Origin of the sequence: Pseudooceanicola sediminis (assembly GCF_003575965.1) — a bacterium.
Taxonomy (GTDB): domain Bacteria; phylum Pseudomonadota; class Alphaproteobacteria; order Rhodobacterales; family Rhodobacteraceae; genus Pseudooceanicola; species Pseudooceanicola sediminis.
Genome location: NZ_QWJJ01000001.1, coordinates 381,222 through 406,741 on the forward strand (window position 1 = coordinate 381,222; position 25,520 = coordinate 406,741).

Consider the following 25,520-nt stretch of genomic DNA (forward strand, 5'->3'; position numbering starts at 1 on the left):
ACCTTACGGGTATCACCCCATATCAACCCAAATGAGTGAACAGGAGCCCTCGGGAATGACAACTCTAATCGTCATCGTAGGAGTAAGGCGCATGGGCCGGTAACACCGGACACCCTGACAGGATCCCATGCGCCCCCGGAAAATCACCGGGGGCTTTTTTGTTTGCCGACAACGACTTGCCGCAACCCCGCGGCGCGACTCGGAGCCCGCCGCGCTCTTGCGGCTCGATACGGAGAATACAGATGGCACGTCAGATGACAGGTGCGAAAATGGTGGTTCAGGCACTGAGGGATCAGGGCGTGGACACGGTATTCGGCTATCCGGGCGGCGCGGTCCTGCCAATTTACGACGAAATCTTCCAGCAGAACGATATTCAGCACATCCTCGTGCGCCACGAACAGGCCGCGATCCATGCCGCCGAAGGCTACGCCCGCTCGACTGGCAAGCCCGGCGTCGCGCTCGTCACGTCCGGCCCCGGCGCCACGAATGCGGTCACCGGCCTCACCGATGCGCTGCTCGATTCCATCCCGATCATCGTGCTGTCGGGCCAGGTTCCGACCTTCATGATCGGCACTGACGCCTTCCAAGAGGCTGATACTGTTGGCATTACCCGCCCCTGCACCAAGCACAACTGGCTGGTCAAGGAAACCTCCGATCTGCCGCAGATCCTGCATCGCGCCTTTCATGTCGCCACCACGGGCCGCCCTGGACCGGTGCTGATCGACATCCCCAAGGACGTACAATTCGCCACGGCCAACTACTCGGACGCCCCGAAGAAATCGTCCTATCGCTACAACCCGCCCGTCAAGGGCGACCAGGACGCCATCACGGCTCTGGTCACCGCGCTGGAGACCGCTAAAAAGCCGATCTTCTACACCGGGGGCGGCGTCATCAACTCCGGTCCGGCGGCAAGCCAGTTGCTCAGAGAGCTGGTCGAGGCCACGGGCGCGCCGATCACGTCGACGCTGATGGGCCTCGGCGCCTATCCGGCCTCGGGTGACAAATGGCTCGGGATGCTGGGGATGCACGGCCTGTACGAAGCCAACATGGCCATGCACGACTGCGACCTGATGATCTGCGTCGGCGCCCGTTTCGACGACCGCATCACCGGTCGCATCGATGCGTTCAGCCCGCATTCGCTGAAGGCCCATATCGATATCGACCCCAGCTCGATCAACAAGATCATCCATATCGACATCCCCATCGTCGGTGATGTGGCGCATGTCCTCGAGGATATGTTGCGCATCTGGAAGGCGCGCGGGCGCAAGATGAACCGCGAAGCCGTGGCAAAATGGTGGGCGCAGATCAATGAATGGCAGGCGGTCAACTGCTTGAATTACAAAGATGATTCCAAGGTCATCAAACCTCAGTACGCGCTCCAGCGGCTTGAGGCCCTGACAAAGGGCATGGACCGCTATGTCACGACCGAGGTTGGCCAGCACCAGATGTGGGCCGCGCAGTATCTGAATTTCGAAGACCCGCATCGCTGGATGACCTCCGGCGGCCTCGGGACGATGGGCTACGGGTTTCCGGCCTCGATCGGTGTGCAGATGGCGCATCGCGATGCCTTGGTCATCAACGTCGCCGGCGAGGCATCGTGGCTGATGAACATGCAGGAAATGGGCACGGCCATGCAGTTCAACCTGCCGGTCAAGCAGTTCATCCTGAACAACGAACGTCTTGGGATGGTGCGTCAGTGGCAGGAATTGCTGCACGGCGAACGCTACAGCCAATCCTGGTCGCAGGCCCTGCCCGACTTCGTCAAACTGGCCGAGGCGTTCGGTGCGAAGGGGATCATCTGTTCTGATCCGGCCGATCTCGACGACGCGATCATGGACATGATCAAGCACGACGGTCCGGTGATCTTTGATTGCCTTGTCGAGAAACATGAGAATTGCTTTCCCATGATTCCGTCGGGTGCGGCACATAACAAGATGCTCATGGGCGACGTGTCCACGAAAGATGCGATCAAGGAGGGGGGCGCGGTTCTGGTCTGAGGGTGCGGCGGAGAGAGTTCCGACACCATCCTGGGGCATTGCCGGTTCTGCGATTTGCACCGAGCGCGACGCCCACATCCAGAGTCAGCCGATCAAAAGGATAGGCAAATGAACGCACTACAGATCAAGAAGGGCGCGAACAAACATTCCGCCTACAACCTGCGCCCGACGTTTTCCGACGCGGTCGAGCAGCATACCCTGGCCGTTCTGGTCGATAACGAAGCCGGGGTTCTGGCCCGTGTCATCGGTCTGTTTTCGGGGCGGGGCTACAACATCGACAGCCTGACCGTGGCCGAGGTCGATCGATCCGGGCACCTCAGCCGCATCACCATCGTCACACGCGGCACGCCTCAGGTCATTGAACAGATCAAGGCACAGCTGGGCCGCATCGTGCCCGTGCACACCGTGAACGACCTGACGGTCGAGGGCCCCTCGGTCGAGCGTGAGCTGGCGCTGATCAAGGTCACTTCCGAAGGCGAAAAGCGTGTCGAGGCGCTGCGCCTTGCAGACATCTTTCGCGCCAAGGTCGTGGACAGCACCTTGAGCAGCTTCGTTTTCGAGCTGACAGGCACACCTGACAAGATTGATGCCTTTGCCGACCTGATGCGCCCGATCGGCCTGTCCGAGGTGGCGCGCACCGGTGTCGCCGCCCTGCGTCGCGGCGAAGACTGACCCTCAACCAAATCGCGAAACGCACGAAGGCCGAGCAGCACCCCTGCCCGGCCTTTCGTGTTTCAGGACTGTCTGATCCGTTTGGGCACCTGGCCGCAGGTCAGGAAAACTGGCGAAATCGCTGCACGGAGCGCGGTGCGGGCGGTCCGGGAAAGGGCACGACGATGGCACGCTCGGCCGCACGCGGGGTTCCGCTGTGTGGTTTTTCGGACGCAGCTTTGGAAATAGCGTCGCTTTCCTTCAGCCGGTTGGCCAACGACGGACAGTGGTTTTCCGCCACCAGCCGAGCATTTTGGACGAGGCGCATGTCGCCCTGCTCTGCCACATCGAATTGCAACAGGTCGCCCTGTTCCAAACCAATCAGGCTATTCGCCTTACTATCTGATTTTGCGTGCAAAAACGCAAGATCGCCATGATCTTCGCACCATACGACCGCTTTGCTGTCGTCGGCCGCACTCCAAAGCACAATGCCAAACATCCGCGTCTCCCGATCACTGTCGGCAACAATCTTCCTGAAAAGGATGGGTCAGTTTTGGCGCCTTTCACATGCCTTTTTCCGTGTCGCCATTTCAGATTTTGTGTCGCGCAAATCCAAAAATGACGTTATACAGATACAGATGTGACGTGGTTCAGCGTCAAATGCAGCATACTCAATACCTCAAGGGGTGGTAAGACATGAAAATCCTTTATGTTTTTGCGTCCGGGACGTTCATCGGTGGGTGATTCAAGCCAGGCTTCTGATCAATCTGCACTTAAACCTGTCGAGATCCGGAACATATTTGGCGCCAATTTGCGCCAACTTAGCGCCAGATACCCCTCAATCGCCGGTCTGTGCAGGGACCTGGGAATAAACCGGACCCAATTCAATCGGTATCTGTCCGGCGAAAGCTTTCCCCGTCCCGATGTGCTGCACCGTATTTGCCAGTTTTTCGGCACCGATGCCCGGATCCTGCTGGAACCTGTCGATAGCGTAAAACCTGTCAGCCGCGACCTGCTGAACCACCCCGAAATTTCCAGCTTCATGGGCCAGTCGGCGACAAATTTCGATGAATCCCTGCTGCCCTCCGGCTTTTACCGGTTCACGCGGCAAAGCTTCATCGACAATACCAAGGCCATTCTGGGGCTTGTTCTGGTTTATCGGACAGATGGTTTTGCCTTTGTGCGCGGCTTTGAGGCACGCGAGGCGATGCGCCAGCAAGGCCTGCCCGAGGACGGCACCAACCGCGAGTTTCGCGGGATTTTCCTGGCCCAGGAAGATGGCGTTGCCGCTCTTATCGCGCGGCGCGGGGCTGTCACCTGTTCCTTCAACTTCCTGTCGAAAGTTGCCACGTTCGACAACAATTTCTGGGAAGGCTACGTCACCCGCACGATCCGCGAGGCGATCTCTGGCCCGCGCGCCTCGCGGATGGTCTATGAACATCTGGGCACGAACACGAATGCGATCCTGAAAACGGCGCGTCAGGCCGGGTTGATCGAAAATGACCAGATCCCGCCCTTTCACCGCCGCCTGCTGCGGATGGATCATCCCTTTCGCTAGGAAAGTTTTCCTGCAGACGTACCGCGTTTTCAGACGCCTGCGGCCAGGTACACCTTACGCGCCCGCACTGACATGCCGTTCGGCCATGAACGCTTTCAGCCGCCGCATGCCCTCTTGCAGATCCTCGGTGGCGCCGGCGTAGGAAAAGCGCAAGGTGCCGCCACCGCGCGCCCGGTCGAAATCAAGCCCCGGCGTCACCGCCACCCCCGCCTGTTCCAGGATCTCGCCAGCGAAAACGCGGGAATCGGATGTCAGATCACTCACATCGGCATAAAGGTAGAAGCCCCCGTCAGGCGGCGCGATCCGGGTAAAGCCCGCCTGCGGCAGATGTTCCAGCAGCAGGCGCCGATTCCTCGCATAGACTGCAAGGTTCGCTTCCAGTTCCTCAGCGCAATCAAGCGCGCCAAGCGCGGCGACCTGGCTGGCCGTGGGCGCGCAGATGAACATGTGCTGGGCAAGGCGTTCGACACGGCGCACATGCGCTTCGGGCACGACCATCCAGCCAACCCGCCAGCCGGTCATGCTGAAATACTTTGAAAAGGAATTGATCACATAGGTTTCGTCCGAGATTTCCAGCGCAGACACCGCGCGCTCTTCGTAGTGCAGCCCGTGATAGATTTCGTCGGAGATCAGGCTGATCCCCTCGTCGGCCGCGGCCTCCATCAAATCGCTGAGAGCTCGACGCGTCAGCATGGTGCCCGATGGGTTCCCCGGCGAAGCAATCATCAACCCGTTCAAACCCTGCCCGCGAATATCCTCGGGACGCGGCTGATATCGCGCCTGTGGCGTCGTTTGCAGGATCACCGGATCAAGGTCCATCGCCTTGAGCAGTTGCAGATAGGAGGGATAGCCCGGCGCACCGATCCCCACCCGCGCCCCCGCGTCGAACAACGATGCAAAGGTCAGCAGAAAGCCCGCAGAAGACCCGGTTGTCACCACCACTCGATCAGGGTTCAGATCGACATTGTACCAATCGCCATACAGCCTGGCGATGCGCGTGCGCAAAGCCGGAAGTCCCAGCGTCAGCGAATACCCCAGAGCGTCCTCGTCCAGCGCGGTTTTGAGGGCCACACGTGCCCCCGCAGGGGCTGGCGTGCCGGGTTGACCGACTTCCATGTGAATGATCCGCCGCCCCTCGGCTTCCAGTTCGGCCGCCCGCGTCATCACGTCCATCACAATAAAGGGATCAACTTTTCCGCGACTTGAAACTCTCATGGGCATCTCCGATTGTGGCTGCGCATTACCTGTGGTTTCAACAGCCTGCCAAGACAAGGTCAATGGAGGGGGGCAGCAGAATGGCATGCTATCTGGTGCGCTTGCGCACAGTTTTGGCACTATTCCTCGTTATGCTTGCTGTTCCCGCACAAGCTGTGTCGCTTTTGCGCGATCCCGACATCGAAAACGCCCTGAACCAGATGGCGCGTCCGGTGCTGACGGCCGCGGGTTTGTCCGGCGCAACGCCTGTCCTCGTGGTGAATGATCAGTCCCTGAATGCCTTCGTCGTCGACACGAACGCGATCTACATCAACGCCGGGCTGATCCTGCGCACCACCTCGGCAGCCGAATTGCAATTCGTCATCGCGCATGAGGCCGCCCATATCGTCAATGGCCATGTCACCAGCCGCGCGCTGACGGCGCAACACGTGTCGCGCATCGCGGGCCTGGGGATGGCGCTTGCCGTTGCCACGGCCGCCGGAACGGGCAACGGCAAACTTGGCCTTGCCGCGCTTGGCGTGGCGAACTCGGCGCAGCGGTCCTATTTTTCGCATACCCAGGCCGAGGAAAGTTCGGCAGATCAAAGTGGCATCCGTTTCATGGCGCTGGCAGGCGTCGGGACGCAAGGTGCGTTGGATGTCACGCAGATCTTTGCAGGACAGGAACTGATCAGTGAGGGCCGTCAGGATCCATATGTGCAGTCTCATCCCCTGTCGCGCGACAGGTTGCGCCGCCTGACGGCACTGGCGGGCACCTACGGGCTGGCGCCCACCGGCAACCGGGATCAGGACACCTATTGGTTCGACCGCGCCCGTGGCAAGCTTTCAGCCTTTCTGCGTGCGCCAAAATGGACCCGGGCCCGGGCGGACGAAAGTGTCGCAAAGGATATCGCATGGATGCGCTTGGCCATTGCCCAACACCGCGATGCCGATTGGCGCGGCGCCGTGGACCTGCTTGCGCGTGCCCAGGCCATACGACCGAACGATCCGTGGTACTTTGAACTGAAAGGCCAGATCCTGCTGGAGGGGCGCCAGTTCGCGGCGTCCCAGGCCGCCTATCGCCGCGCCGCTGACCTTGCCCCCGGCAATCCCCTGATCCTCGCCTCACTGGGGCATTCCATGGTTGTCCAGGGCGGCTCGCAGCGCCTGCAACAGGCCCTGCCCGTGCTGGAGCGTGCCCGGGCCGGTGACTATCGAAATGGTTCGGTCTTGCGCGATCTTGGGTCGGCCTACGCCCAATTGAATCAGCCGGGCAATGCCGCGCTGACGGTCGCGGAATATCACGCGCTCGCCGGTCGGATGAAGGATGCACGCATTCAGGCGCAGCGGGCCGTCGACATGCTGCCAAACGGGTCGCCCGGTTGGCAAAGGGCGCAGGATGTGCTCAATGCCGCCAGAAACGCTCAGCAATGAGGACGCGCTTGCAGGTCCGTGGCACAGGCCGCACAGTACCCCTGACGCGCCGCAATGAATTACCCAGTTAGGAGCCTCCTCCGATGACCCTTCGTTCGATGATGATTGCCGGGGCAGCTGCCCTGACCCTGTCGCCCCTTGCAGCCCAAGCCGAGATGAGCGATGCCGAGCGCGCCGATTTTCGCGAGGAAGTGCGCGCCTACCTTATGGACCACCCGGAGGTGATCCTCGAGGCCGTGCAATCGCTGGAATCCAGACAGGCGGATCAGAAGGCGCAGGCCGACGTCGACCTGGTCAAGGCCAACACGGCAGAGATCTTCAACGATGATCATTCCTGGGTGGGCGGGAATCCCGACGGTGATATCACCCTGGTCGAATTCATGGATTATCGCTGCGGCTACTGCCGCAAGGCATTTCAAGAGGTGGAAGACCTTGTCGCGGGTGACGGGAATATCCGCTTTGTCCTGAAAGAATTTCCGATTCTGGGCGAAGACTCCGTGATGGCTTCTCGCTTGGCGATCTCGACGCAGCTGGAAGCGGGAGATGACGCCTACAAGAGCCTGCATGACGCCCTGATGAGCTATAACGGCGGCTTCGACGAAACAGCGATGACCCGTATCCTGTCTGGTCTGGACCTGGACCCGGAACCGATCCTGGATCGCATGGACAGCGACGAGGTGACAAGCATCATCGCCGAAAACCACGCGCTTGCACAGCAATTGCAGATCAACGGGACACCGACGTTCATCCTGCCGGAGACGATGCTGCGTGGCTACGTGCCTCTGGCCGGGATGCAGCAACTGGTGGCCGAAGCGCGCGACAAGTAATGCGCTGGCCTCTCTTCGTGCTGCTGGGCGCTGTTGGTCTGCCGGGATCAACAAACGCTGAACCGTTTCGCGATGCGCTTGCGGACAATCCCTATCTCTTGAACGAAGAGCTGCGGATGCTGCTGCATGACGAACCCGATATTCTGGCAAGCGCACTGGCCCATGGCGCAGATCTGCGCAACCAGGCGGTCTGGTCGCCCCTTCAAAACGAGATCGAGACGGACCTGTCTCGGATCGCCGAATTGTCTGATGACCTGTTTTCCCAAACCCACCAAGGGTTTGGAGCACAGGAATCGGCCCGTATCACCCTGTTCACGCAGCTCGCCTGCGCAAAATGCGCCCGTGCCGAGGCAGAGTTGCGCGAACTTGCCGACCAGCATCCTGACCTCAGGGTAGAACTTCGCAGCCGGTCCACCGCGCTGCCCGATCGCCTGTCCTACGTCATTGCCCGCGACCTAGGCGCCCAAGCCTGCGCGCGGTTTCGCGATGCCGTCAACAGCAGCGCCAACACCGACGAGGCGCACCTGATGGCGCTGATCGATCAGCAGGGTCTCGATGCGCAAACCTTGCGCCGTAGCGCAGAGTCACCAGAAACGATGGACGCGCTGAAAGCACAGGTGCGCATGTTCAACACGCTGGGGCTGGACACCGCCCCCAGCTACGTGATGCCGCGGATGTTGATCCGCGGCCACATGCCGTCCGTCGTGTTGGCCAGGTACCTCGCCCGGCGGCCCTAGTTTTATTCCGCTGCCGCCATGTCCTGAACCACGCCCGCCTCGATGGCAGCGGCGCGCTTTTCGACCTCTTCGACGATGTGGTTGATCATCTGGTCATTGGACATCTTGTGACTCTGCTTGCCCGCCAGATAGACCATGCCCGACCCCGCACCGCCGCCGGTAAAGCCGACGTCGGTCATCAACGCTTCGCCGGGGCCATTGACGACACAGCCGATGATGGACAGGCTCATCGGTGTCTTGATGTGCTCTAGCCGCTTTTCCAGGGTCTCGACTGTCTTGATCACATCGAAGCCCTGCCGCGCACAAGACGGGCATGAAATGATGTTGACCCCACGGTGCCGCAATCCCAGGCCCTTCAGGATTTCATAGCCAACCTTGACCTCTTCAACCGGATCGGCGCTGAGGCTGACGCGCAGCGTATCGCCGATGCCCATCCAAAGCAGGTTGCCCATTCCGATCGCGCTCTTGATCGTTCCCGTCATCAGCCCGCCGGCCTCGGTGATCCCGAGGTGGATCGGTGCATCTGTGGCATCGGCCAACTGTTGATAGGCTGCGGCGGCCATGAACACATCCGACGCCTTGACCGAAATCTTGAATTCATGAAAATCATGGTCTTGCAGGATGCGAATGTGATCCATCCCGCTCTCGACCATCGCAGCGGGACAAGGTTCGCCGTATTTCTCCAACAGATGTTTTTCCAGCGAGCCGGCATTCACGCCGATGCGGATGGAACACCCGTGGTCGCGCGCTGCATTGACCACTTCGCGCACCCGGCTGGCGTCACCGATATTTCCGGGATTTATGCGCAGACAGGCCGCGCCCGCCTCGGCAGCCTCGATAGCGCGCTTGTAGTGAAAGTGGATGTCCGCCACGATGGGGACCGGGCTCTCACGCGTGATCTCTTTCAAGGCGCGGCTGGCAGCCTGATCCGGGATCGAAATACGCACGATATCCGCGCCGGCCTCGGCCGCGCGGATCACCTGATCCAGGGTTGCCTTGACATCACCGGAATCGGTGTTGGTCATGGTCTGCACGCTTATCGGGGCATCGCCGCCGACGGGTACGTTGCCGACCATGATCTGGCGGCTCTTGCGCCGCTCGATGCTACGCCAGGGGCGAATGGGATTGTGCGACATCGGAGGGTCCTCTCAATCGGCGCTCGGCCCCTACATAACCCGCACCGCAGCCGAGAACAATGCGTCGGCACACCCTCAGCCGCGCTGTTTCAATCTGGGCCGCAAAAAAAGCGGATGCCACAAGACGAAAACGCCCGGCTGCCCCATTGGACCGCCGGGCGACCGGGTAAATTTGCAATGATTGATCAGTCAGCCTGCGGAACCTGCCCCAGATCGGCCTGGGCCACGGAAATGACCCGCTCGGCTTCTGGGTCGAGCGTCAGATCGGCCAGCGCAAAGGAGGTTTTCAGATCATCCGCAGCCAGGCCGACATTGCGGACTGCGTTCGTCCCCTTGCCTGCCGGGCCGTAGAAATTGCCATCGACCTGGAAATAGAGCGATCCCGACATGCCCGCGCGCAGCACGGGGGCATCTTCCGTCTTGGGCAGATCGTAGCTCTCACCCGCGTCGAGGATCTTTTCGAACAGGATCGTCCCGTCCTGACTTTGCACACGCACCCATGCGGGGCGCACGGCAACCAGCGATACCCCAGGTTTCGCCGCGGCGACAACCTGCGGCATGTTGGATGATCCACCGGCCACCTCGACACCCAGAGCTTCGGCGACGGCGCGATCTTCTGCCGTCGTGTCACTGACGCTGGCGGGAATGGTAGACGAAGTCGTATCGGCCTCGGCCATGAAGGTGCCGACACGCGATGGGTTCAGTGTCGAGATCGGCGCATCCCGCGAGACGACGACAGGCACATCCAGCGCCTTGGGCCGATACAGACGATCCATGCTATTGCGTGGCGGGGTAAAGACACCCGAAGCAGAGGCATCGTTCTGCGGCACGGGGTCTTCGACAACACGGGTCGCGCCTGCCAGCGGATCGAGGTCGGCAAGGACATCCGGCGTATTTTCCACCGGCGCGAATTGCACCCGCTGCACTTCGTTCAGAACAGCATATCCACCGTAGGCCAGCCCGCCAATCAACGCCAGCAGCACCAGACCGGACCCCACGGCCGCAGGTTCGATGCGCGCAAGGAAACTTTCCCCCGCAGGAATGAAGGGCGTGTTGGGCGTGATGAAGGGATCTTTCGGCGCGGCTTTCTTTTGCTGCACCAGCGCCTCTTGCCGGCGCGACGACGCATCGGCCGACATGCCGTGGGCGGTGATGAAACCGCTCTCGGCACAGAACTTCGCGTAGGTGCTGTCCGGGTCCATCCCGAGGTAACGGGAATAGGACCGCACGTATCCGGCAATGAACCCAGGTGTGTCGAAGGCTTCGGGGTCGCAATTCTCGATCGCGGCAATGTAATTTGCCTTGATGCGCAATTCACGCTGAACATCCAACAGGGATTTGCCCAGAGTCGCCCGCTCACCACGCATCATGTCTCCAAGTTTGACCTCGAAGTCATCATACCCTTTAGGTTGATCTGTGGCTTGGCCCTGCTCAGGCTTTCCCTTACGCCGCATCATATCGCTGCCCCATCTGCGATCCGCCGACCCGTTATCATCCCCGATTCGAGTCACACTCTTTCTTTACAAGAGGCTAACACGTTTCAAGGAGAATTGACTGGAAAGACCCACCTCTAACTACATTTAGGCGTTTTGCCGCGCAACCTGCATAGAAAGAGGGGAATGCCGCGCCAACTCTCCCCTTAGTTGTAGCACGTATTTACGGGCATGGCGAACAGATAGCTGCCGCCTGCCCTGTCATACCTTTCCCAAGCGCCTACCGGCACAAAGAAAAAGCCCGGCTGAGTTGCCGGGCTTTCAAAATCTGGTCAGATAGCGCCGCTGCAAAGTGCGCTCAGCCGGCCATATCCTGACGGTTCAGGGCACAATGCGACCACAGCGCATCCATTGCGCGGATCAGCTTTTCGATTTCCATCGGCCCATGCACCGGCGACGGCGTGAAACGCAACCGCTCCGTACCGCGCGGCACGGTCGGATAGTTGATCGGCTGCACATAGATACCGTTGTCCTGCAACAGCATGTCCGACAGCAGCTTGGTGTGCACCGGATTGCCCACGATGACCGGCACGATATGGCTGCCGTGATCGATCAGCGGCATTCCCATCCCCTTAAGCCTGGTCTTTAGGATGCGGGCGTTTTCCTGGTGCTTGTCCCGCAGGGCCTGGTCCGTCTTGAGGTGCGCCACCGATGCCGCCGCCCCTGCCGCCACCGCCGGCGGAAGCGACGTGGTAAAGATGAATCCGGGTGCGTAAGACCGAATGGCGTCGCACATCTTGGCCGACGCGGCGATATAGCCGCCCATCACGCCGTATGCCTTGGCCAGCGTGCCGTTGATGATATCGATGCGATGCGCCAGATTGTCCCGCTCGGTCACACCGCCGCCGCGCGGCCCGTACATGCCGACGGCGTGCACTTCGTCGAGGTAGGTCAGCGCGCCAAATTCATCTGCCAGATCACAGATGTCCTTGATGGGGCCGAAATCACCGTCCATCGAATAGATCGACTCGAAGGCGATCAGCTTGGGCGCCTTTGCGTCGTCCGCTTCAAGCAGTTCGCGAAGGTGGGCGACATCGTTGTGGCGAAAGATCCGCTTGGCCCCACCGTTGCGGCGCACACCCTCGATCATCGAGGCATGGTTCAACGCGTCCGAATAGATGATCAAACCCGGAAAAAGCTTTGGCAGTGTGCTCAGCGTCGCGTCGTTGGCGATGTAGGCACTGGTGAACAGCAGCGAGGCTTCCTTGCGGTGCAGATCCGCCAGCTCGGCCTCAAGCTGCTTGTGGTAGATGGTTGTGCCAGAGATATTGCGCGTGCCGCCAGACCCCGCGCCGGTCGCATCAAGGGCTTCGTGCATCGCATTCAGAACGACGGGATGCTGTCCCATGCCGAGATAGTCGTTGCCGCACCACACTGTGACCGATTGTTCGCTGCCATCGGGACGACGCCATGTTGCATGGGGGAATTGCCCCTTGTGCCGCACGATATCAATGAACGTGCGATAACGGCCTTCGTCGTGCAATTTGCCGATGGCCTGATCCAACTGGGCTTCGTAAGTCACGGGCGACCCTCTTTCTTAGTCTGATCTTCGGGGTGCGGGCCGAAGTGGTCTAGCATCCCAATCTGCATATTGGAATGGTAATAAATCACCACGCCATTGGCAGACAGGTTACAAATTGCCGCCCCCCTGCCGCCTTGATCTCGGTCAACTTGTGCACAGGGCTTGGACTTGCGTGATGTTTTGCCGCCAAAAATGTCGCCATATTGAAAACTCGCGCCGATACGAGGCAAAGCTTACTTTACGGCACCTCCAGCCACCAATCATAAGTTAGGTGCTTTTCAAGTTGTATTTTAAAAAACATCTCTCATGTCAGCGTTGACCGAAAGACATTTTCCGGCCCCGCCGCTTGCCCCCGAAAGGGATCGCGCGGCGGGGCTTTTCATTGACCACGGCGGGGAAGACGTGGCCACCCACCTGATTTAGGGTCTTTGATGCGGCGATGCCGCCCCGGCCTGGTCAACTTGGCGTGAAGCAGAGCCCCACCATGGCAATCGCGGCGACAAACCGGCCCGGCTGGACAAGCCGCTTCGGCCTGTTACCTTCGCGCCAAACCTGAACACCGGAGGCACCATGTCCCTAGATCCCGTCCTGTCGCGCATTGATTCCGACCTGCCCCATGCAACCGAGCGTCTGCTGGAGCTGCTCCGCATCCCGTCAATCTCGACCGACCCCGCCTACAAGGGCGACTGCGAAACAGCGGCAGACTGGTTGGTGGCCGATCTGCAATCCCTCGGCGTCGATGCAACCAAGCGTCCGACACCCGGGCACCCGATGGTCGTGGGCCACGTCGATGGTGATGGCCCGCACCTGCTGTTTTACGGCCACTACGACGTACAGCCTGTCGACCCCCTCAACCTCTGGGACCGCGACCCGTTTGACCCCGAAGTCCAGGACACCCCGAAAGGCCGCGTCATCCGCGGCCGGGGCGCAGCCGATGACAAGGGGCAGCTTATGACCTTTGTCGAAGCATGCCGCGCCTGGAAGGCCGTCAATGGCACCCTGCCCTGCAAGATCACCTTCTTCTTCGAGGGCGAAGAAGAATCCGGCTCTCCCTCCCTCGTTCCCTTCATGAAGGAGAATGCGCAGGAATTGACATCGGATATTGCGCTGATCTGCGACACCGGCATGTTCGGCGAACAGACCCCCGCGATCGTGACGATGCTGCGCGGCCTGTTGGGCGAAGAGCTGACGATCAAGGGCGCGTCCAAGGATCTGCATTCCGGCATGTATGGCGGCATCTCGATGAACCCTGCGCGGGTCCTTGCACGCATCATTGCCGGGCTGCATGATGAGTCCGGCCATATCACCGTGCCCAATTTCTACGAAGGTGTGCCGGAACTCGCCCCCGAAATCAAAGAGCAGTGGGACGGTCTGAATTTCGACGAGACCGCCTTTCTTGGCGAAGTCGGCCTGGGCAAGCCGGCCGGCGAACAGGAACGCACCGGGCTTGAGATGATCTGGTCGCGCCCCACCTGCGAGGTGAACGGCATCTGGTCCGGCTATACGGGCGACGGCTTCAAGACCGTGCTGCCTGCCGAGGCACATGCGAAGATTTCCTTCCGCCTGGTCGGCACCCAAGATCCCCACGCCATTCGCGAAAACTTTCGTGCCTATGTCCAGTCGATGCTTCCGGAAGATTGCACCGTAGAGTTCAAGGCCCACGGCGCAAGCAGTGCCAGCCAGATGGAAATCACCGATCCTGCGTTCGAAAAGGCCCGCGTCGCCCTGTCCGACGAATGGCCCGAGGCAGCCGCCTACGTGGGATGCGGCGGGTCGATCCCGATTGCCGGCCACTTCAAGAAGATACTCGGCACCGACGCGATGCTTATCGGCTTTGGCAAGGACGACGACCAGATCCATTCTCCAAACGAGAAATACGACCTTAACTCTTTTCATAAAGGAATAAGAAGCTGGGCTCGCGTGCTGGATGCGCTGACCAAGGGGTAACAGGCCCCGGGGTCTGCATGGGGTGCGTGGTTTGTCCTGGCAACCTACGCATCTTACCGTCCAAGGAGGGCAGACCCCATGGCCCTGAACATAGAAGAAGAGATCGACCAGCGGATCACGGCGATGGAGGCTGAACCTCAGGCCTCGTCGGGTGTGGATCAGGTGCGCCGTGAGATCCTGTTCATCAATGACGTGATCCACACCACCGGCGCGGAATCCCGCGGCTCCGTGCGGTCACTGGCACAGATCGAGGTTTACGGCCTGGCGACACCGTCCAGCACCGTGTGCCGTGGGATCATCCGGTTTCGTCCCCCATCCGAATTGAGGCCACCCTACTTCAAGGAAGCGGATCAGACGATCCGCCTCTGGCTGGATATCGGGCACCTGGGACATGTCACCACGCAGCTGCTGCACCGAAAACGCTTCCTGTGGATCGGCATATGGCCCGACGGCTATACCTACGCAGACCTGCATTCACGCCCGTGACGCCTCGCAGGCTGCGCCCCCTTCCACCGTGCCCTGTATCGTCAACGCTTGCCCAAGGCACCTGGCGATGCCTGCCGCCATGTAACCGCCGAAAATATCGACCCTGCACGAATGCGCCGCGATTTAGGTTTGGAGCCTCCCACGGTGGATCGCTGGAGGGTCATACCCGTCGATTCCTCCGGCTCAGGAAACGACTCAACCAGCGCGCTGCGGATATCTTTCGAGAAATCGCCGTCCGCATCCAGGACGGTATCGCCCACGCCCGGAAAACGTAACCAATTGATTTAAAAGTACAAGCAGGCAACACATAAGAAGACGGGCAAAGTCATTGCCCGTCTCCAAGCTCGCGTTCCTGATCGTGCAAGGCCTGCACGTGGAACGAAGGCTGTTGAGACGCACTGACGCGATCCTATTGCGCCTTTGCGGCCACTTTTGCGCCGGCGTCTTGACCAAGACTTTCCAGCACGCCCCGCGATTTCTCCCAATCATCCGGCCCGATGACGAACTTGCTGCGCAACCATGCCAGCGTCAGTCGCCGCGTGATTTCAAGCGCATCGGGATCTTCGCTCTCCGTTTCCTTGGCGTCCAATCCCGCGATTCCACCCAGCCCGTGCCCGACATTTTGAAGTGTCAGCAATGCCTCGGCGCCCGGCGCATCGTAAAAGGCGTCGGCGTGCCATTCGGGGCCACGTGGGGTGAAATGGGGGTCGTCCTCTGCCCCGCAGACCACCAGCGTCGGCGTTTCGATATGCCCGAAGTCCAGATCGAAGAACGGAAACCGTTCCGCATTCTCGGGAGTCAGATCCGCGCCCCCACGCCCAGGCGCCGTCAGCAACACCCCGGCGCCGATGCGCGGGTCGGAAAAATCCTCTCCGTCAAGGCGCGCCCCGAGCAGAAGGCTACACGTATGCCCACCAAAGGAATGTCCCGCCACGGCGACCCGAGTGTGATCGAGGCGACCGGCAACCGCCGGTGCCTGCCGCTCGACCTGATCAAGCTGATCGAGGATCGCGCGCATCTCGGCCACCCTTTCGCGCCAGAAGAACGGTGCCTCTGCCAGATCCGGGTCAAGACCCGCAACGCGTGAACTCGCATGGGTCGGTTGAATGACGGCCACCCCACGCTCGGCCCAGAATTGCGCAAGCGGCGCGTAGCCGTCCTTGGAGGGGAGGTAATTCGACGGCCCGAACCCATGTGACAACAGCACGATGGGCAGATCGGAGCCGACCGCCGGTGCCGTCAGGCGCAACTCAAGCGGCGGCCGCCCGGGCATGGCCAGTTGGATCGGCGTATAGGCGACCGTCAAGGCGGGCGCCGGTGTCGGCAGATGGCGGGATTTATCAATCAGTCTGTTCATGTGTCACGTCTCTCTCTTCGGCCGCAGCGGATGGCACTGGCCAGCAGGCTCCGATTGCTCATACCGTTGCGCGCTCCGCGTCGCGGAACCATGCTTCGGCATCCGCACCGGCTGGCTGCATGATCGGTGCATCGGCGTCGGTCACCGCGCGCCACACAGCATTGGCGACATCACTGGCCTGCGTCGTTTCGGTGGCGGCTTGCAGCGTCTCGAAATAGGCTTGGACAAACGGCGCGTAGGCATCGGGCACCGTCATGCCCATCCGGGCGACCGCATTGCGCCCGAATGCGGTTTCGGGTGCGCTGCCGGGCAGCACCAGGCAGGCCCGCACGCCAAACTCCGCCGCCTCAAGCGCGAAACTTTTCGTAAACGCGTTCAGCGCCGCCTTGCTGGCGCTATAGATCGACAACGCGGGCAAGGGCCGCAGCGTGACACTGGAACTGACGTTGACGATCACGCCGCTGCGCTGCATGCGCATCGCGGGCATGACGGCCTGCGTCATTGCCATCGCTCCCAGGAAGTTGGTTTCAAACAGCTCTCGGGCGTTCTCCATCGCGGAACCTTCCAACGCGTTGAGCATGCCGACACCTGCGTTGTTCACCAGGGCATCAAGCGGCCCGGCTGCCGCCACAGCCGCTGCGATGCTCTCCGGTTGCGTCACGTCGAGGGGCAGCAGGTGCAGACGATCGGACGCGGGCAACCCGTCTGCGGACGGGGTGCGCATTGTTGCGACCACCTCCCATCCCTCGTTCAGGAAACGGGCCGCGATGGCCTGGCCAAAACCCGAGGAACAGCCAGTAATGAGAATGCGGGGCATTTCGATATCTCCTTTTGTGTCTCGCAAGAAGATAGACGTCGCAAACGATACAAACTATATATGGAAGTCCAAGATCATCCATCAAAAGTCCAAAAAAAATGCCAAACCTTGCCTCGGATCCTCTGTCCAGTGTGGTCGACCTGTTAAGGCCGCAGCCCTCAATCTCGAAAATGGTCACTGCCGGCGGGCAATGGCAGGTCGAACGACATGACATGGCAAGCCCATTTTATTGCGCCATCGTCGAAGGGCGTTGCCGTCTTACGATCAGGGGCCGTGAGCCCGTGATCCTGTCCGCCGGGGATTTCGTCCTGATCCCCGATCTCGACAGTTTCACCATGTCGAGCGAGGTTCCGCCGCCGCGACATGCAACATACCTGCCCCTGGAAACAGGGCCCGGGACGTTCCGCCTCGGCCCCGCGACGTCGCCGATCGAGGTACGTGCATTGGTGGGCCATTGCGCGTTCAATGCCCCCGAAAAAGAGCTTTTGCTGTCCCTGTTGCCCGAGATGATCCATGTTTCCGGCCAGCAACGCCTCATGGCGCTCGTGCCGATGATCCACGAGGAAACCCGTTCAGACCGGCCGGCGCGGACCATGATCCTTGAGCGGCTTCTTGAGGTTCTGTTGCTCGAGGCGCTGAGAACGGCACCTGTCCGGCCACTGCCGCCGGGCTTGTTGCGCGGCATGTGCGACCCGCAACTTTCTGGCGCGTTGCAGCGCATTCACTCCGACTCCGCCGGCGCCCTTTCGGTCAGCGACCTCGCACGCGGCGCCGGCATGTCGAGATCCGGGTTTTTCGAACGATTTAAAAGAGAGGTCGGCAAGGCACCCATGGAATATGCGACGGCCTGGCGCATGGCCCTGGCCCGCGACCTGCTGCTGCGCGGTGACCTGACCAACAGCGAGATCGCGCAAAAGGTCGGGTATGGTTCCGCCAGCGCCTTCGGCATGGCCTTTCTGCGCCACCAGGGGGTCTCGCCCGGGGCCTTCGCCGCGGCGGCACGTTGAGCGGACCTGCACACCAGGAACGTGCTGGGAAACCTCAGGCGTCGCCCTCAAACGTCATTGCCATTTTCGGGTCGAAACCAAGGCGCGCATGAAAGCGTGCGATCTCGTTCGGTGCAGGAATCTGCCCACTGAATGTTTTCACGTAGGCGGAAATCCGGCTCATGCGGACGGCACGATCCTCGCGCACCTGCATCGAGATATAGCCGATCTGCACAAGATAGACGGTGCGCGCCCGCACGTCGGCATCTTCGGGCGGGAAACCGTAGCGTTCGAACATTCCCCGGATCGCCGCCAGCCTGCGCTCGTCCGCGATGTTGACCCGTTCCATGACCGCTTGGGATTGGTGCGCCCATCCCCGAATGGCAAAGTCCAGCTGAGGCTCGAACAGCGTCTCGTCGTGAAAAACCACGATGAGATTCAGGACAGCCTCGGCAATCGACTCGGAATAAGCGCTGCATGCCGCCTCAAAGGCGCCGGTATTCTTGGCGTCCCATTCTTCCAGCAGCGCGTCCAGCAACGCGTTCCGATCCTTGAAAAACCAGTAAAAGCTGGTGCGGGAAATGCTTAGTTGCGCCGCGAGGGGCTGAATTTTAACCGCGTCCAGACCGTTTTCCAGAAACGCCCGCTTTGCCGCATCCAGCCACAGCTCGCGCGAACCGCGCCAGCCTGACGCCTTTTCCGGGTCGATGTCCGATGTGTTTTCCATCGGTTCAGCATACGCAGGCACCCCCCTCTCCGCAAGAAAATATACATGACTGAATTTTATCTTGACACATATGAACATTTTAACGAACGCTGGTCAGAAGCCGCAAAAGAGGTGCCCCCATGTCCGATCCCCTGCTCCAGCCCTATGACCTCAAGCATCTGCGGCTGAAGAACCGCCTGATGATCACCAGCCATGAACCCGCCTACCCCGAGGACGGGATGCCGAAGGATCGTTATCGCGCCTATCATGTGGAGCGCGCCCGCGCCGGCGTTGCCCTGACGATGACCGCCGGGTCCGCCTCCGTCTCGCGCGACAGCCCGCCTGTCTTCAACAATATCCTGGCATGGAAAGACGAGGTCGTCGGCTGGATGCGCAAGATCGCGGACGACTGCCACGACCACGATTGCGCGGTGATGATCCAGTTGACCCACCTCGGCCGGCGCACGCGGTGGGACAAGGCCGACTGGCTGCCCGTCGTATCCTCCAGCCATGACCGGGAGGCATCGCACAAGGCCTTTCCAAAGAAGGCGGAAGATTGGGACATCCGCCGGATCGTGACAGATTACGCCGACGCGGCGGAGCGGATGAAGGCCGCGGGTCTCGACGGGATCGAACTTCAGGCCTATGGCCACCTGCTCGACCAGTTCTGGTCGCCGGCCACCAATGATCTTGACGACGCCTATGGCGGCACCCTGGAAAACCGCATGCGCCTGTCGATGGATGTCCTTGGCGCGATCCGCGAACGGGTGGGCGACGACTTTCTTGTCGGCATCCGCTATGTGGCGGACGAAGACATGGCGGGCGGCATCACGAAAGAAGAAGGGATCGACATTTCCCGCCGCCTCAAGGCCAGCGGCCTCGTCGATTTCCTGAACGTGATCCGCGGCCATATCGACACGGATGCAGGGCTGACCGACGTCATACCGGTGCAGGGCATGCGCGCGAACCCCCACCTCGATTTTGCCGGCGAAATCCGCGCGGCAACGCAATTTCCAACGTTTCATGCCGCCAAGATCCAGGACGTGGCGACCGCGCGCCATGCCATCGCCAGCGGCAAGCTCGACATGGTGGGCATGACACGCGCCCACATGGCGGATCCGCATATCGTGGCCAAGATCCTGCGCGGAGAAGAGGAACGCATCCGCCCCTGCGTCGGTGCAAACTACTGCCTCGACAGGATTTATCAGGGTGGCATGGCGCTCTGCCTGCACAATCCCGCGACCGGGCGCGAACTGGAACAGCCCCACATCGTGCCAAAGGCCGGCGCCCCCCGGCGCATCGTTATCGTCGGCGCCGGCCCGGCCGGTCTGGAAGCCGCCCGCGTCGCGGCTGAGCGGGGCCACGAGGTGATCGTGCACGAGGCCGCGAACGATCCCGGTGGTCAGGTCCGCCTGACGGCACAGACCCCACGCCGGGCAGAGATGATCCAGCTGATCCAGTGGCGGTTCCAGGAATGCAACCGCATGGGGGTCACCTTTCACTTCAACAGCTTCGCGGATCTCGACACTGTGCGCGCGGACTCGCCCGCCGTCGTGATCATCGCCACCGGGGGGCTGCCGCATACCGAGGTTCTGCAGGCGGGCAATCCGCTGGTGGTGTCCGCCTGGGACATCCTGTCAGGCGATGCCACGCCGGGTGAAAATGTCCTCATCTACGACGACGCCGGTGATTATGCCGGCCTTCAAGCCGCCGAAAAGATCGCAGCGACAGGTGCCGGGGTCGAAATCGTGACCCGTGACCGCACGCTGGCACCCGAGGTCATGGCGATGTCGTTGACACCCTCGATGCGGGCGCTTCAACAGCATGACGTTACCTTCACCCTCACCTGGAAACTCGACGCGGTTCGCCAGGATGGCAATACGCTTCTGGCGACGTTGGGCAGCGATTACGGGGGCGTCACCCGAGAGCGGCGCGTCGATCAGGTTGTGGTCAACCACGGCACAAGGCCCCTCGACGACCTCTATTTCGATCTCAGGGACGACTCGACCAATCTCGGAGAGGTGGACTACGAAGCCCTTGTTGCAGGCGACCCGCAACAGGCCCTGCACAACCCCGGTGGCGCCTACCAGCTTTTCCGCATCGGGGACGCGGTCGCGGCGCGAAACACCCATGCGGCAATCTACGACGCGCTGAGGCTCTGCAAGGTCCTGTAACCGGAAAGGTGAAATCGCTCGCACCATCTCGGGCCTGTCTCGGGGCGGTCTTGGGCCTGTCTTGGGGTGCGGTCTTTGGGCCGTCTTGGGGCGGGGCGATCAACGCCCCGTCCGTGATCGATGGCGCAACGCTCAGCCATGTCGGCAAGACAGCCGCAGCCTTTTGCGCCCCCCGGCCTTGCCTGCCTGCAATGGTCGCCCCCGGAAAGAGCGCCCCGTATAGCACCGCACCAACCGCTGAATCGGCGCGCGGGCCTGCGCCAGGCCAGGCTATCCCAGGGCAACGGGCGGCAGCGCGATCAGCAGCATCCCCTGACAGACGCGCTCCAGATCCGCCAGATCCAGATGGCACTCGGCCTTGCCCGCGCGCGGCTTGCCAAGCGCCCGCAGCACCATCCCCTTCTGCGTGCGACGCCCCGGTCAGGAAGGTAAAGTTCAAGGTCACGCACAGCCCGGCATAGTTCATAGGAATTCTCCCTGCACCCACCAGCCGGGGGTCTGCGGCGTGTAGAACAGCCACAGCCGCAGACCCTCCAGCGTGTCGACCTTCCAGTAATCCCGCAAGCCAGACCGCCAGCTCTCCTCCTCCAGCCACCACTCCGGCGCGATCCGTTCCGGCCCCGTGGCACGCCCCGTCGTCAAGGACAGGCCCCGCCAGCGAAACCGCTCGGGCGGGCGCGCGCCTTTGGCCCGGATCGGCTCGGGCGGGAACAGGCGCAGGGGGCGCGGACGATGGCAGCGCCAGCCGTTTTCCGGCTGGCTGTAGGCGGCGGGCGCAACGATAAAGCTGCGCTCGGGGATATGGCTGTCGGCGGGCAGAAAGCGCTGGACGTTCTCCAGCCCGATCCGCGTACCGATCCGCGTGATCAGGTCGTTCAGCTGGTCGGGCTGCACCTGCGCCGACAGGCCGACCTGCTGCACCGGCAGGGGTTCGACCACCGTCGCCTCCAACCGCATGACGTCGATGCCGAACCCCGCATCGACGGTGCCCAGCCCACGCTCGAACAGCGGCAGGATGCGCCCGGCATCCCGCATCGCACTGGCCAGCCGCAGCTCCACCTGCTGACTGCCCTGATCCACCCGGCGCAGGGTCAGCACCAGCGTCCGCGCCCCCGCCCCCTGCGCCTTCAGCTTGTCACACAGCGACGCCAGCAGGCGCGCCGTCGCGGACATGACATCGGGCAGCAGGCCGATCGGGTCGGGAAAGCTCAGCCGCACGCCGTAATGCGGCGGCTCCGCGCCGGGGCTGATCGCCTCGGGTACATCCCCCGTGGCCTGATCCAGCCGCAGCAGCACGTGGGGGCCGAAGCGGCGCGCCAGCGGGGCGCGGGCCGTCGCCTTCAGGTCACCGATGCTGCGCAGGCCCAGCCGTTGCAGCCCCCTCACCACCTCCGCCTCAAGACGCAGCGCCGCAACCGGCAGCGGATCAAGCGCCCCCGTCGTCTGACCATGATGCGCCAGCGCCCAGGCCGCCCCACGCGTGTCGCCCACCCCCAGCCGCAGCGTCAGGCCCGCCCGTTCGGCCCGCGCGCGCATGTCCTCCAGCATCGCCGCCTCGCCGCCCCAAAGATGGGTCGATCCGGTGACATCCAGCACCAGGCCGTCCTCTCCCTCGTACCCCACCCAAGGGCAATAGCGTGTCGCCCACCGGCGCAGCACCGCCAGAAACCGCACATCCAGCTCGGGGCGCGCCGGCTGGCTCAGCAGATTGGGACAAAAGGCGCGGGCATCGGCAAAACTCATGCCCCGGTGCAGGCCCAGCGCTTCGGCCCTGGCGTTCAGGCAATAGATCCGCTCGGCGTTCTTCTCGGTCTGGGTCAAGGCGAAAGGCGCCTCAACCGGGCGCGTCTTCAGGGCCCGGTCCGACGCCAGGCGGGGAAACCACATGCACACGACGCGCTTTCTGAGACCGTCGAACATTCCAGACACCAAGAGTTCCTGATTTGTTCTTTGTAATTTCTTAGCGCATCAGAGTCGAGTCTTCCCTCCCAATATCGACCTCGGCGCATCCCGGCCAAATATCTCGACCGCGTATCTCGACCGCGCATCCCGGCCAAATATCTCGCCCGCATATCTCGACCGCGTTCGATCTCACATCTTCTGGGATCAGCGTCTTTTGCGATGACAGCCTTCAGGGACCAGGCACAGCCCCCTCATGCCGCTGCCCTGGCCGCCAGTTGCAGCCGCCGCCCCTCGCGCAGATCCGATGGTCGGGTGATCTTGATCACCACGCAAGGCAGCGTTCAGGGCCTCTTCAGAGTCTCCTCCATCACGGCAAGGCCGTCGACCTCATGCAAGATCCGAACCTTCAGCGGCAATAACCGTTCAAATACCGACGTGATACCGACAGGATACAGCACCCCTTTTTGCCGTGTCCAACGTGCCTGGGGGACTGGAACAAGATCTCGTCTCGGGGCCGATCGCACCCCGCCAGCGGCCCCTCGGCTCGCCCAACGCCAACCGGTAGCGCACCTCTTCGGTGGACAGAAACGAAGTCGGCAGAGAGGGACTTGGAAGGAACGCCTCCACTGCTTCGCCACGACGCGCCAAGCTTGATCAATCACAGGTACGACGACGGCCTCTTCCCAATCATCCAGACCGGACGGGTTTCAGACGATGCCTATGCTCATCGAAATTTCATATATTTTTCAAAATCTTATTATGAATTCAGCGACTACCCCTGCCGCCCCGAACGCGTCCTCCCACGGCGTTTCAGCAGGGTCCCCAGAGGAGCTTTCGGAGCACGTTCGGCGCCAGACTAGACTGTGCCTTTCCATGTCACGGGTGTGACGTAGACGATGCCCTCATCCGCGCTGATCATCACCTCCCCGTCCTGGATATTGATCTGGAGCTTCATGGCTCGGCTGGCCAGCTTTGCCATCCCGGTGGTATCGGCCTCCGAGAAACTGATCACCCGCAGATTTTCAAAACGGGTCGTGGCGTTCCTGACCTTGTCCCACCACACCTCAGCGGTCCTGCCGCCATAAGGGTATACGATGACCTTCGCCGCTTTGCTGCATGACTGCCGCATGATCTTCTCGCTCGGAAGCCCAAGTGCCACCCACAACGCGATCTCGCCCCCCAGTGTCTTTTGCCAGATGTCAGGCTCTTCGTCGGTAGACAGCCCTTTGGTCAATTCCAGATGTTCATGGGCATTCAGAGCAAAGGCGAGGATCCGGAGCATCAGCCGCTCATCGGTCTCCGAAGGATGCTTCGCAACCGTGAGTTTATGGGTCTCGTAGTAGTGGCGGTCCATGTCGGAAACCGACAGCTCGACTTTATAAATAGTGGCATTTTGTGCCATGGTTTTCCAAACTCCCAAGGATCGGGCTGCCTACCGCGATGGGTGTCCTTTTAAAAGCAGATACAGTCCCCCAGACGGCCAATTACCGACACCCGAATGGGGAGAACGGCAAAAGTGGGATTCCGGCCAAGGTGGCGACAGGGTAGACTGGCGACACGAATTTGCTTTTCCGAAATGTCGGACCAGATGCTCGAATGCGTGTTTCAAGACCCGGCATGAGATCACGACCAGCGCCCCAAGCCTTGCAATCCAGAGGCGTTTTGCGGGATACGGCGCCCGATATCCGCCCCGACAAAGGGCCCCCGACGATCGAGAGTGACCATGTCCCAAGCCGACCGCCTTCAAACCGACTGTTCGAAATGCGCGGCCCTTTGCTGTGTCATGCTGGCCTTCGACAAAGGAGAGGATTTCGCATTTGATAAAAACCCATGCGAACCTTGCCCAAACCTTTCGGGGCACAGTTGCGCGATTCACCACAAGCTGAACCAGGAGGGGTTTTCCGGCTGCGTCGCCTACGACTGCCTCGGCGCTGGCAATCGTGTCATCGAGGAGGTCTTTCCCGGGCAAACATGGCGAACCGAACCACGGCTGACACCACTGATGATGGAAGCCTTTTCGGCGATGCGCGAAGTCCACAAGCGGATCGACTTGCTGCGGGCGGCCGAGACCCTGCAACTGACTGAGCACGACGACCGAATGCGCCGCGACTTCCTCAACCACCTCGAACAGCACCGCTGGAGCGTTCCCGAACTCGATGAATTTGAAGTTGGTTTGGCATTGGAGATCGACATATTCTTTCATGGAATTAGCAGGCTCTGATCCATCAGGGCCTTACCGGGCCGCAAGCAAGCAACTTGAAAGCCACGCGCGCTATCGCCTGAGACAAAGCCTTTGCCGCACCTCCTCAAAGGTCAGCTCCAAGCGGTGTCTGCGGGCATTTTCCGATCGAGGCGCAATTGCGCCCTGCGACGGGCGCTCAGCCCCCAGACGATATCGCCCGCCCGTAAGCAGCAGCGAAACTGCGCGAATGAACGGGATGCCAGGTAGTCCCCCGGACAGTCCCGGCCCTCGGGGTCAGGCGCGATCTTCGAAGTGGTTCGATTATCCACCTTGCCACCATAAGCAGCGGCGACCCGAGGGTCTGTGACTGAGTTTTCTCCGCCGCCAGGATGTGGTCATGGTCACGACGTTGGTG

General features: G+C 61.4%; 22 protein-coding genes. 11 read left to right on the forward strand and 11 right to left on the reverse strand.

What is annotated here, in order from left to right; genetic code table 11:
* The first annotated feature begins 242 nt into the window (after positions 1–242).
* Both DL237_RS01725 and ilvN read left to right on the forward strand, forming a co-directional pair.
* Entirely contained in the window at positions 243–1,997 is a 1,755-nt protein-coding gene (locus DL237_RS01725) for an acetolactate synthase 3 large subunit (protein ID WP_119397275.1), read from the forward strand.
* 108 nt (positions 1,998–2,105) lie between these two features.
* On the forward strand, positions 2,106–2,669 hold the full coding sequence (gene ilvN / locus DL237_RS01730) for an acetolactate synthase small subunit (protein WP_119397276.1): 564 nt from the start codon (positions 2,106–2,108) through the stop codon (positions 2,667–2,669).
* A gap of 100 nt (positions 2,670–2,769) precedes the next feature.
* Here ilvN and DL237_RS01735 read toward each other — a convergent pair whose 3' ends face one another.
* On the reverse strand, positions 2,770–3,147 hold the full coding sequence (locus tag DL237_RS01735; protein ID WP_119397277.1) for a hypothetical protein: 378 nt from the start codon (positions 3,145–3,147) through the stop codon (positions 2,770–2,772).
* Positions 3,148–3,384: 237 nt separating this feature from the next.
* On the opposite strand from DL237_RS01735, the gene DL237_RS01740 reads away from it, so the two are divergent.
* Complete coding sequence (locus tag DL237_RS01740) at positions 3,385–4,206, forward strand: helix-turn-helix domain-containing protein (RefSeq protein ID WP_321185920.1); 822 nt, start codon at positions 3,385–3,387, stop codon at positions 4,204–4,206.
* A 54-nt stretch (positions 4,207–4,260) separates the two neighbouring features.
* On the opposite strand, the gene DL237_RS01745 is transcribed toward DL237_RS01740, so the two are convergent.
* Positions 4,261–5,421 carry a pyridoxal phosphate-dependent aminotransferase gene (locus DL237_RS01745; protein WP_119397279.1) on the reverse strand — a complete coding sequence of 387 codons (1,161 nt, stop codon included), beginning with the start codon at positions 5,419–5,421 and terminating at the stop codon, positions 4,261–4,263.
* Between the two features lie 131 nt (positions 5,422–5,552).
* Between DL237_RS01745 and DL237_RS01750 the strand changes: the two genes are divergently transcribed.
* The 3 genes from DL237_RS01750 to DL237_RS01760 all read left to right on the forward strand — a co-directional run bounded on the left by DL237_RS01750 (position 5,553) and on the right by DL237_RS01760 (position 8,397).
* Entirely contained in the window at positions 5,553–6,833 is a 1,281-nt protein-coding gene (locus DL237_RS01750; protein WP_233544821.1) for a M48 family metalloprotease, read from the forward strand.
* Between the two features lie 83 nt (positions 6,834–6,916).
* Entirely contained in the window at positions 6,917–7,660 is a 744-nt protein-coding gene (locus DL237_RS01755; RefSeq protein WP_119397280.1) for a DsbA family protein, read from the forward strand.
* Positions 7,660–8,397, forward strand: coding sequence for a thioredoxin domain-containing protein (locus DL237_RS01760; RefSeq protein WP_119397281.1), 738 nt, complete (start codon positions 7,660–7,662; stop codon positions 8,395–8,397). The genes DL237_RS01755 and DL237_RS01760 overlap by 1 nt, the downstream gene beginning before the upstream one ends.
* Before the next feature lie 2 nt (positions 8,398–8,399).
* Here DL237_RS01760 and ispG read toward each other — a convergent pair whose 3' ends face one another.
* The 3 genes from ispG to hemA all read right to left on the reverse strand — a co-directional run bounded on the left by ispG (position 8,400) and on the right by hemA (position 12,548).
* Complete coding sequence (gene ispG / locus DL237_RS01765) at positions 8,400–9,533, reverse strand: flavodoxin-dependent (E)-4-hydroxy-3-methylbut-2-enyl-diphosphate synthase (RefSeq protein ID WP_119397282.1); 1,134 nt, start codon at positions 9,531–9,533, stop codon at positions 8,400–8,402.
* A 185-nt stretch (positions 9,534–9,718) separates the two neighbouring features.
* On the reverse strand, positions 9,719–10,900 hold the full coding sequence (locus tag DL237_RS01770; RefSeq protein WP_325048621.1) for a helix-turn-helix domain-containing protein: 1,182 nt from the start codon (positions 10,898–10,900) through the stop codon (positions 9,719–9,721).
* Positions 10,901–11,324: 424 nt separating this feature from the next.
* Complete coding sequence (hemA, locus tag DL237_RS01775) at positions 11,325–12,548, reverse strand: 5-aminolevulinate synthase (protein ID WP_119397284.1); 1,224 nt, start codon at positions 12,546–12,548, stop codon at positions 11,325–11,327.
* Positions 12,549–13,118: 570 nt separating this feature from the next.
* Between hemA and DL237_RS01780 the strand changes: the two genes are divergently transcribed.
* Positions 13,119–14,495: a M20/M25/M40 family metallo-hydrolase gene (locus tag DL237_RS01780; RefSeq protein WP_119397285.1), complete on the forward strand. Its 1,377-nt coding sequence runs from the start codon at positions 13,119–13,121 to the stop codon at positions 14,493–14,495.
* Positions 14,496–14,573: 78 nt separating this feature from the next.
* Positions 14,574–14,981, forward strand: coding sequence for a hypothetical protein (locus tag DL237_RS01785; RefSeq protein ID WP_119397286.1), 408 nt, complete (start codon positions 14,574–14,576; stop codon positions 14,979–14,981).
* Positions 14,982–15,390: 409 nt separating this feature from the next.
* Here DL237_RS01785 and DL237_RS01790 read toward each other — a convergent pair whose 3' ends face one another.
* Positions 15,391–16,338 (reverse strand): alpha/beta hydrolase family protein, encoded by a 948-nt coding sequence (locus DL237_RS01790; protein WP_119397287.1) that lies wholly within the window; start codon positions 16,336–16,338, stop codon positions 15,391–15,393.
* Positions 16,339–16,396: 58 nt separating this feature from the next.
* Complete coding sequence (locus DL237_RS01795) at positions 16,397–17,155, reverse strand: SDR family NAD(P)-dependent oxidoreductase (RefSeq protein ID WP_119397288.1); 759 nt, start codon at positions 17,153–17,155, stop codon at positions 16,397–16,399.
* A gap of 98 nt (positions 17,156–17,253) precedes the next feature.
* Here DL237_RS01795 and DL237_RS01800 point away from each other — a divergent pair, with 98 nt between their 5' ends.
* The gene (locus tag DL237_RS01800; RefSeq protein ID WP_119397289.1) at positions 17,254–18,162 is read left to right on the forward strand and encodes an AraC family transcriptional regulator; all 909 of its coding nucleotides are present in this window, start codon (positions 17,254–17,256) and stop codon (positions 18,160–18,162) included.
* 34 nt (positions 18,163–18,196) lie between these two features.
* On the opposite strand, the gene DL237_RS01805 is transcribed toward DL237_RS01800, so the two are convergent.
* On the reverse strand, positions 18,197–18,889 hold the full coding sequence (locus DL237_RS01805; RefSeq protein WP_407691891.1) for a TetR/AcrR family transcriptional regulator: 693 nt from the start codon (positions 18,887–18,889) through the stop codon (positions 18,197–18,199).
* Between the two features lie 98 nt (positions 18,890–18,987).
* Here DL237_RS01805 and DL237_RS01810 point away from each other — a divergent pair, with 98 nt between their 5' ends.
* Positions 18,988–21,021 (forward strand): NADH:flavin oxidoreductase, encoded by a 2,034-nt coding sequence (locus tag DL237_RS01810; RefSeq protein WP_119397291.1) that lies wholly within the window; start codon positions 18,988–18,990, stop codon positions 21,019–21,021.
* 270 nt (positions 21,022–21,291) lie between these two features.
* On the opposite strand, the gene DL237_RS20960 is transcribed toward DL237_RS01810, so the two are convergent.
* The 3 genes from DL237_RS20960 to DL237_RS01820 form a co-directional block, all read right to left on the reverse strand.
* Complete coding sequence (locus tag DL237_RS20960) at positions 21,292–21,414, reverse strand: hypothetical protein (RefSeq protein ID WP_267896997.1); 123 nt, start codon at positions 21,412–21,414, stop codon at positions 21,292–21,294.
* A gap of 69 nt (positions 21,415–21,483) precedes the next feature.
* Complete coding sequence (locus DL237_RS01815) at positions 21,484–22,941, reverse strand: Y-family DNA polymerase (protein ID WP_119397292.1); 1,458 nt, start codon at positions 22,939–22,941, stop codon at positions 21,484–21,486.
* 838 nt (positions 22,942–23,779) lie between these two features.
* Complete coding sequence (locus tag DL237_RS01820; RefSeq protein WP_119397347.1) at positions 23,780–24,325, reverse strand: YaeQ family protein; 546 nt, start codon at positions 24,323–24,325, stop codon at positions 23,780–23,782.
* Between the two features lie 321 nt (positions 24,326–24,646).
* Here DL237_RS01820 and DL237_RS01825 point away from each other — a divergent pair, with 321 nt between their 5' ends.
* Positions 24,647–25,144, forward strand: a complete 498-nt coding sequence (locus tag DL237_RS01825) for a hypothetical protein (protein WP_119397293.1) — start codon at positions 24,647–24,649, stop codon at positions 25,142–25,144.
* Positions 25,145–25,520 lie beyond the last annotated feature (376 nt).

Coding starts and splice junctions, on each gene's coding strand:
- DL237_RS01800 (WP_119397289.1), top strand. CDS start 17,254: ATGCCAAACCTTGCCTCGGATCCTCTGTCCAGTGTGGTCGACCTGTTA.
- DL237_RS01750 (WP_233544821.1), top strand. CDS start 5,553: ATGCTTGCTGTTCCCGCACAAGCTGTGTCGCTTTTGCGCGATCCCGAC.
- DL237_RS01770 (WP_325048621.1), bottom strand. CDS start 10,900: ATGCGTGGTGAGCGGGCGACTCTGGGCAAATCCCTGTTGGATGTTCAG.
- ispG (WP_119397282.1), bottom strand. CDS start 9,533: ATGTCGCACAATCCCATTCGCCCCTGGCGTAGCATCGAGCGGCGCAAG.
- DL237_RS01810 (WP_119397291.1), top strand. CDS start 18,988: ATGTCCGATCCCCTGCTCCAGCCCTATGACCTCAAGCATCTGCGGCTG.
- DL237_RS01785 (WP_119397286.1), top strand. CDS start 14,574: ATGGCCCTGAACATAGAAGAAGAGATCGACCAGCGGATCACGGCGATG.
- DL237_RS01745 (WP_119397279.1), bottom strand. CDS start 5,421: ATGAGAGTTTCAAGTCGCGGAAAAGTTGATCCCTTTATTGTGATGGAC.
- ilvN (WP_119397276.1), top strand. CDS start 2,106: ATGAACGCACTACAGATCAAGAAGGGCGCGAACAAACATTCCGCCTAC.
- DL237_RS01825 (WP_119397293.1), top strand. CDS start 24,647: ATGTCCCAAGCCGACCGCCTTCAAACCGACTGTTCGAAATGCGCGGCC.
- DL237_RS01735 (WP_119397277.1), bottom strand. CDS start 3,147: ATGTTTGGCATTGTGCTTTGGAGTGCGGCCGACGACAGCAAAGCGGTC.
- DL237_RS01780 (WP_119397285.1), top strand. CDS start 13,119: ATGTCCCTAGATCCCGTCCTGTCGCGCATTGATTCCGACCTGCCCCAT.
- DL237_RS01790 (WP_119397287.1), bottom strand. CDS start 16,338: ATGAACAGACTGATTGATAAATCCCGCCATCTGCCGACACCGGCGCCC.
- DL237_RS01815 (WP_119397292.1), bottom strand. CDS start 22,941: ATGTTCGACGGTCTCAGAAAGCGCGTCGTGTGCATGTGGTTTCCCCGC.
- DL237_RS01760 (WP_119397281.1), top strand. CDS start 7,660: ATGCGCTGGCCTCTCTTCGTGCTGCTGGGCGCTGTTGGTCTGCCGGGA.
- DL237_RS01795 (WP_119397288.1), bottom strand. CDS start 17,155: ATGCCCCGCATTCTCATTACTGGCTGTTCCTCGGGTTTTGGCCAGGCC.
- DL237_RS01820 (WP_119397347.1), bottom strand. CDS start 24,325: ATGGCACAAAATGCCACTATTTATAAAGTCGAGCTGTCGGTTTCCGAC.
- DL237_RS01755 (WP_119397280.1), top strand. CDS start 6,917: ATGACCCTTCGTTCGATGATGATTGCCGGGGCAGCTGCCCTGACCCTG.
- DL237_RS01725 (WP_119397275.1), top strand. CDS start 243: ATGGCACGTCAGATGACAGGTGCGAAAATGGTGGTTCAGGCACTGAGG.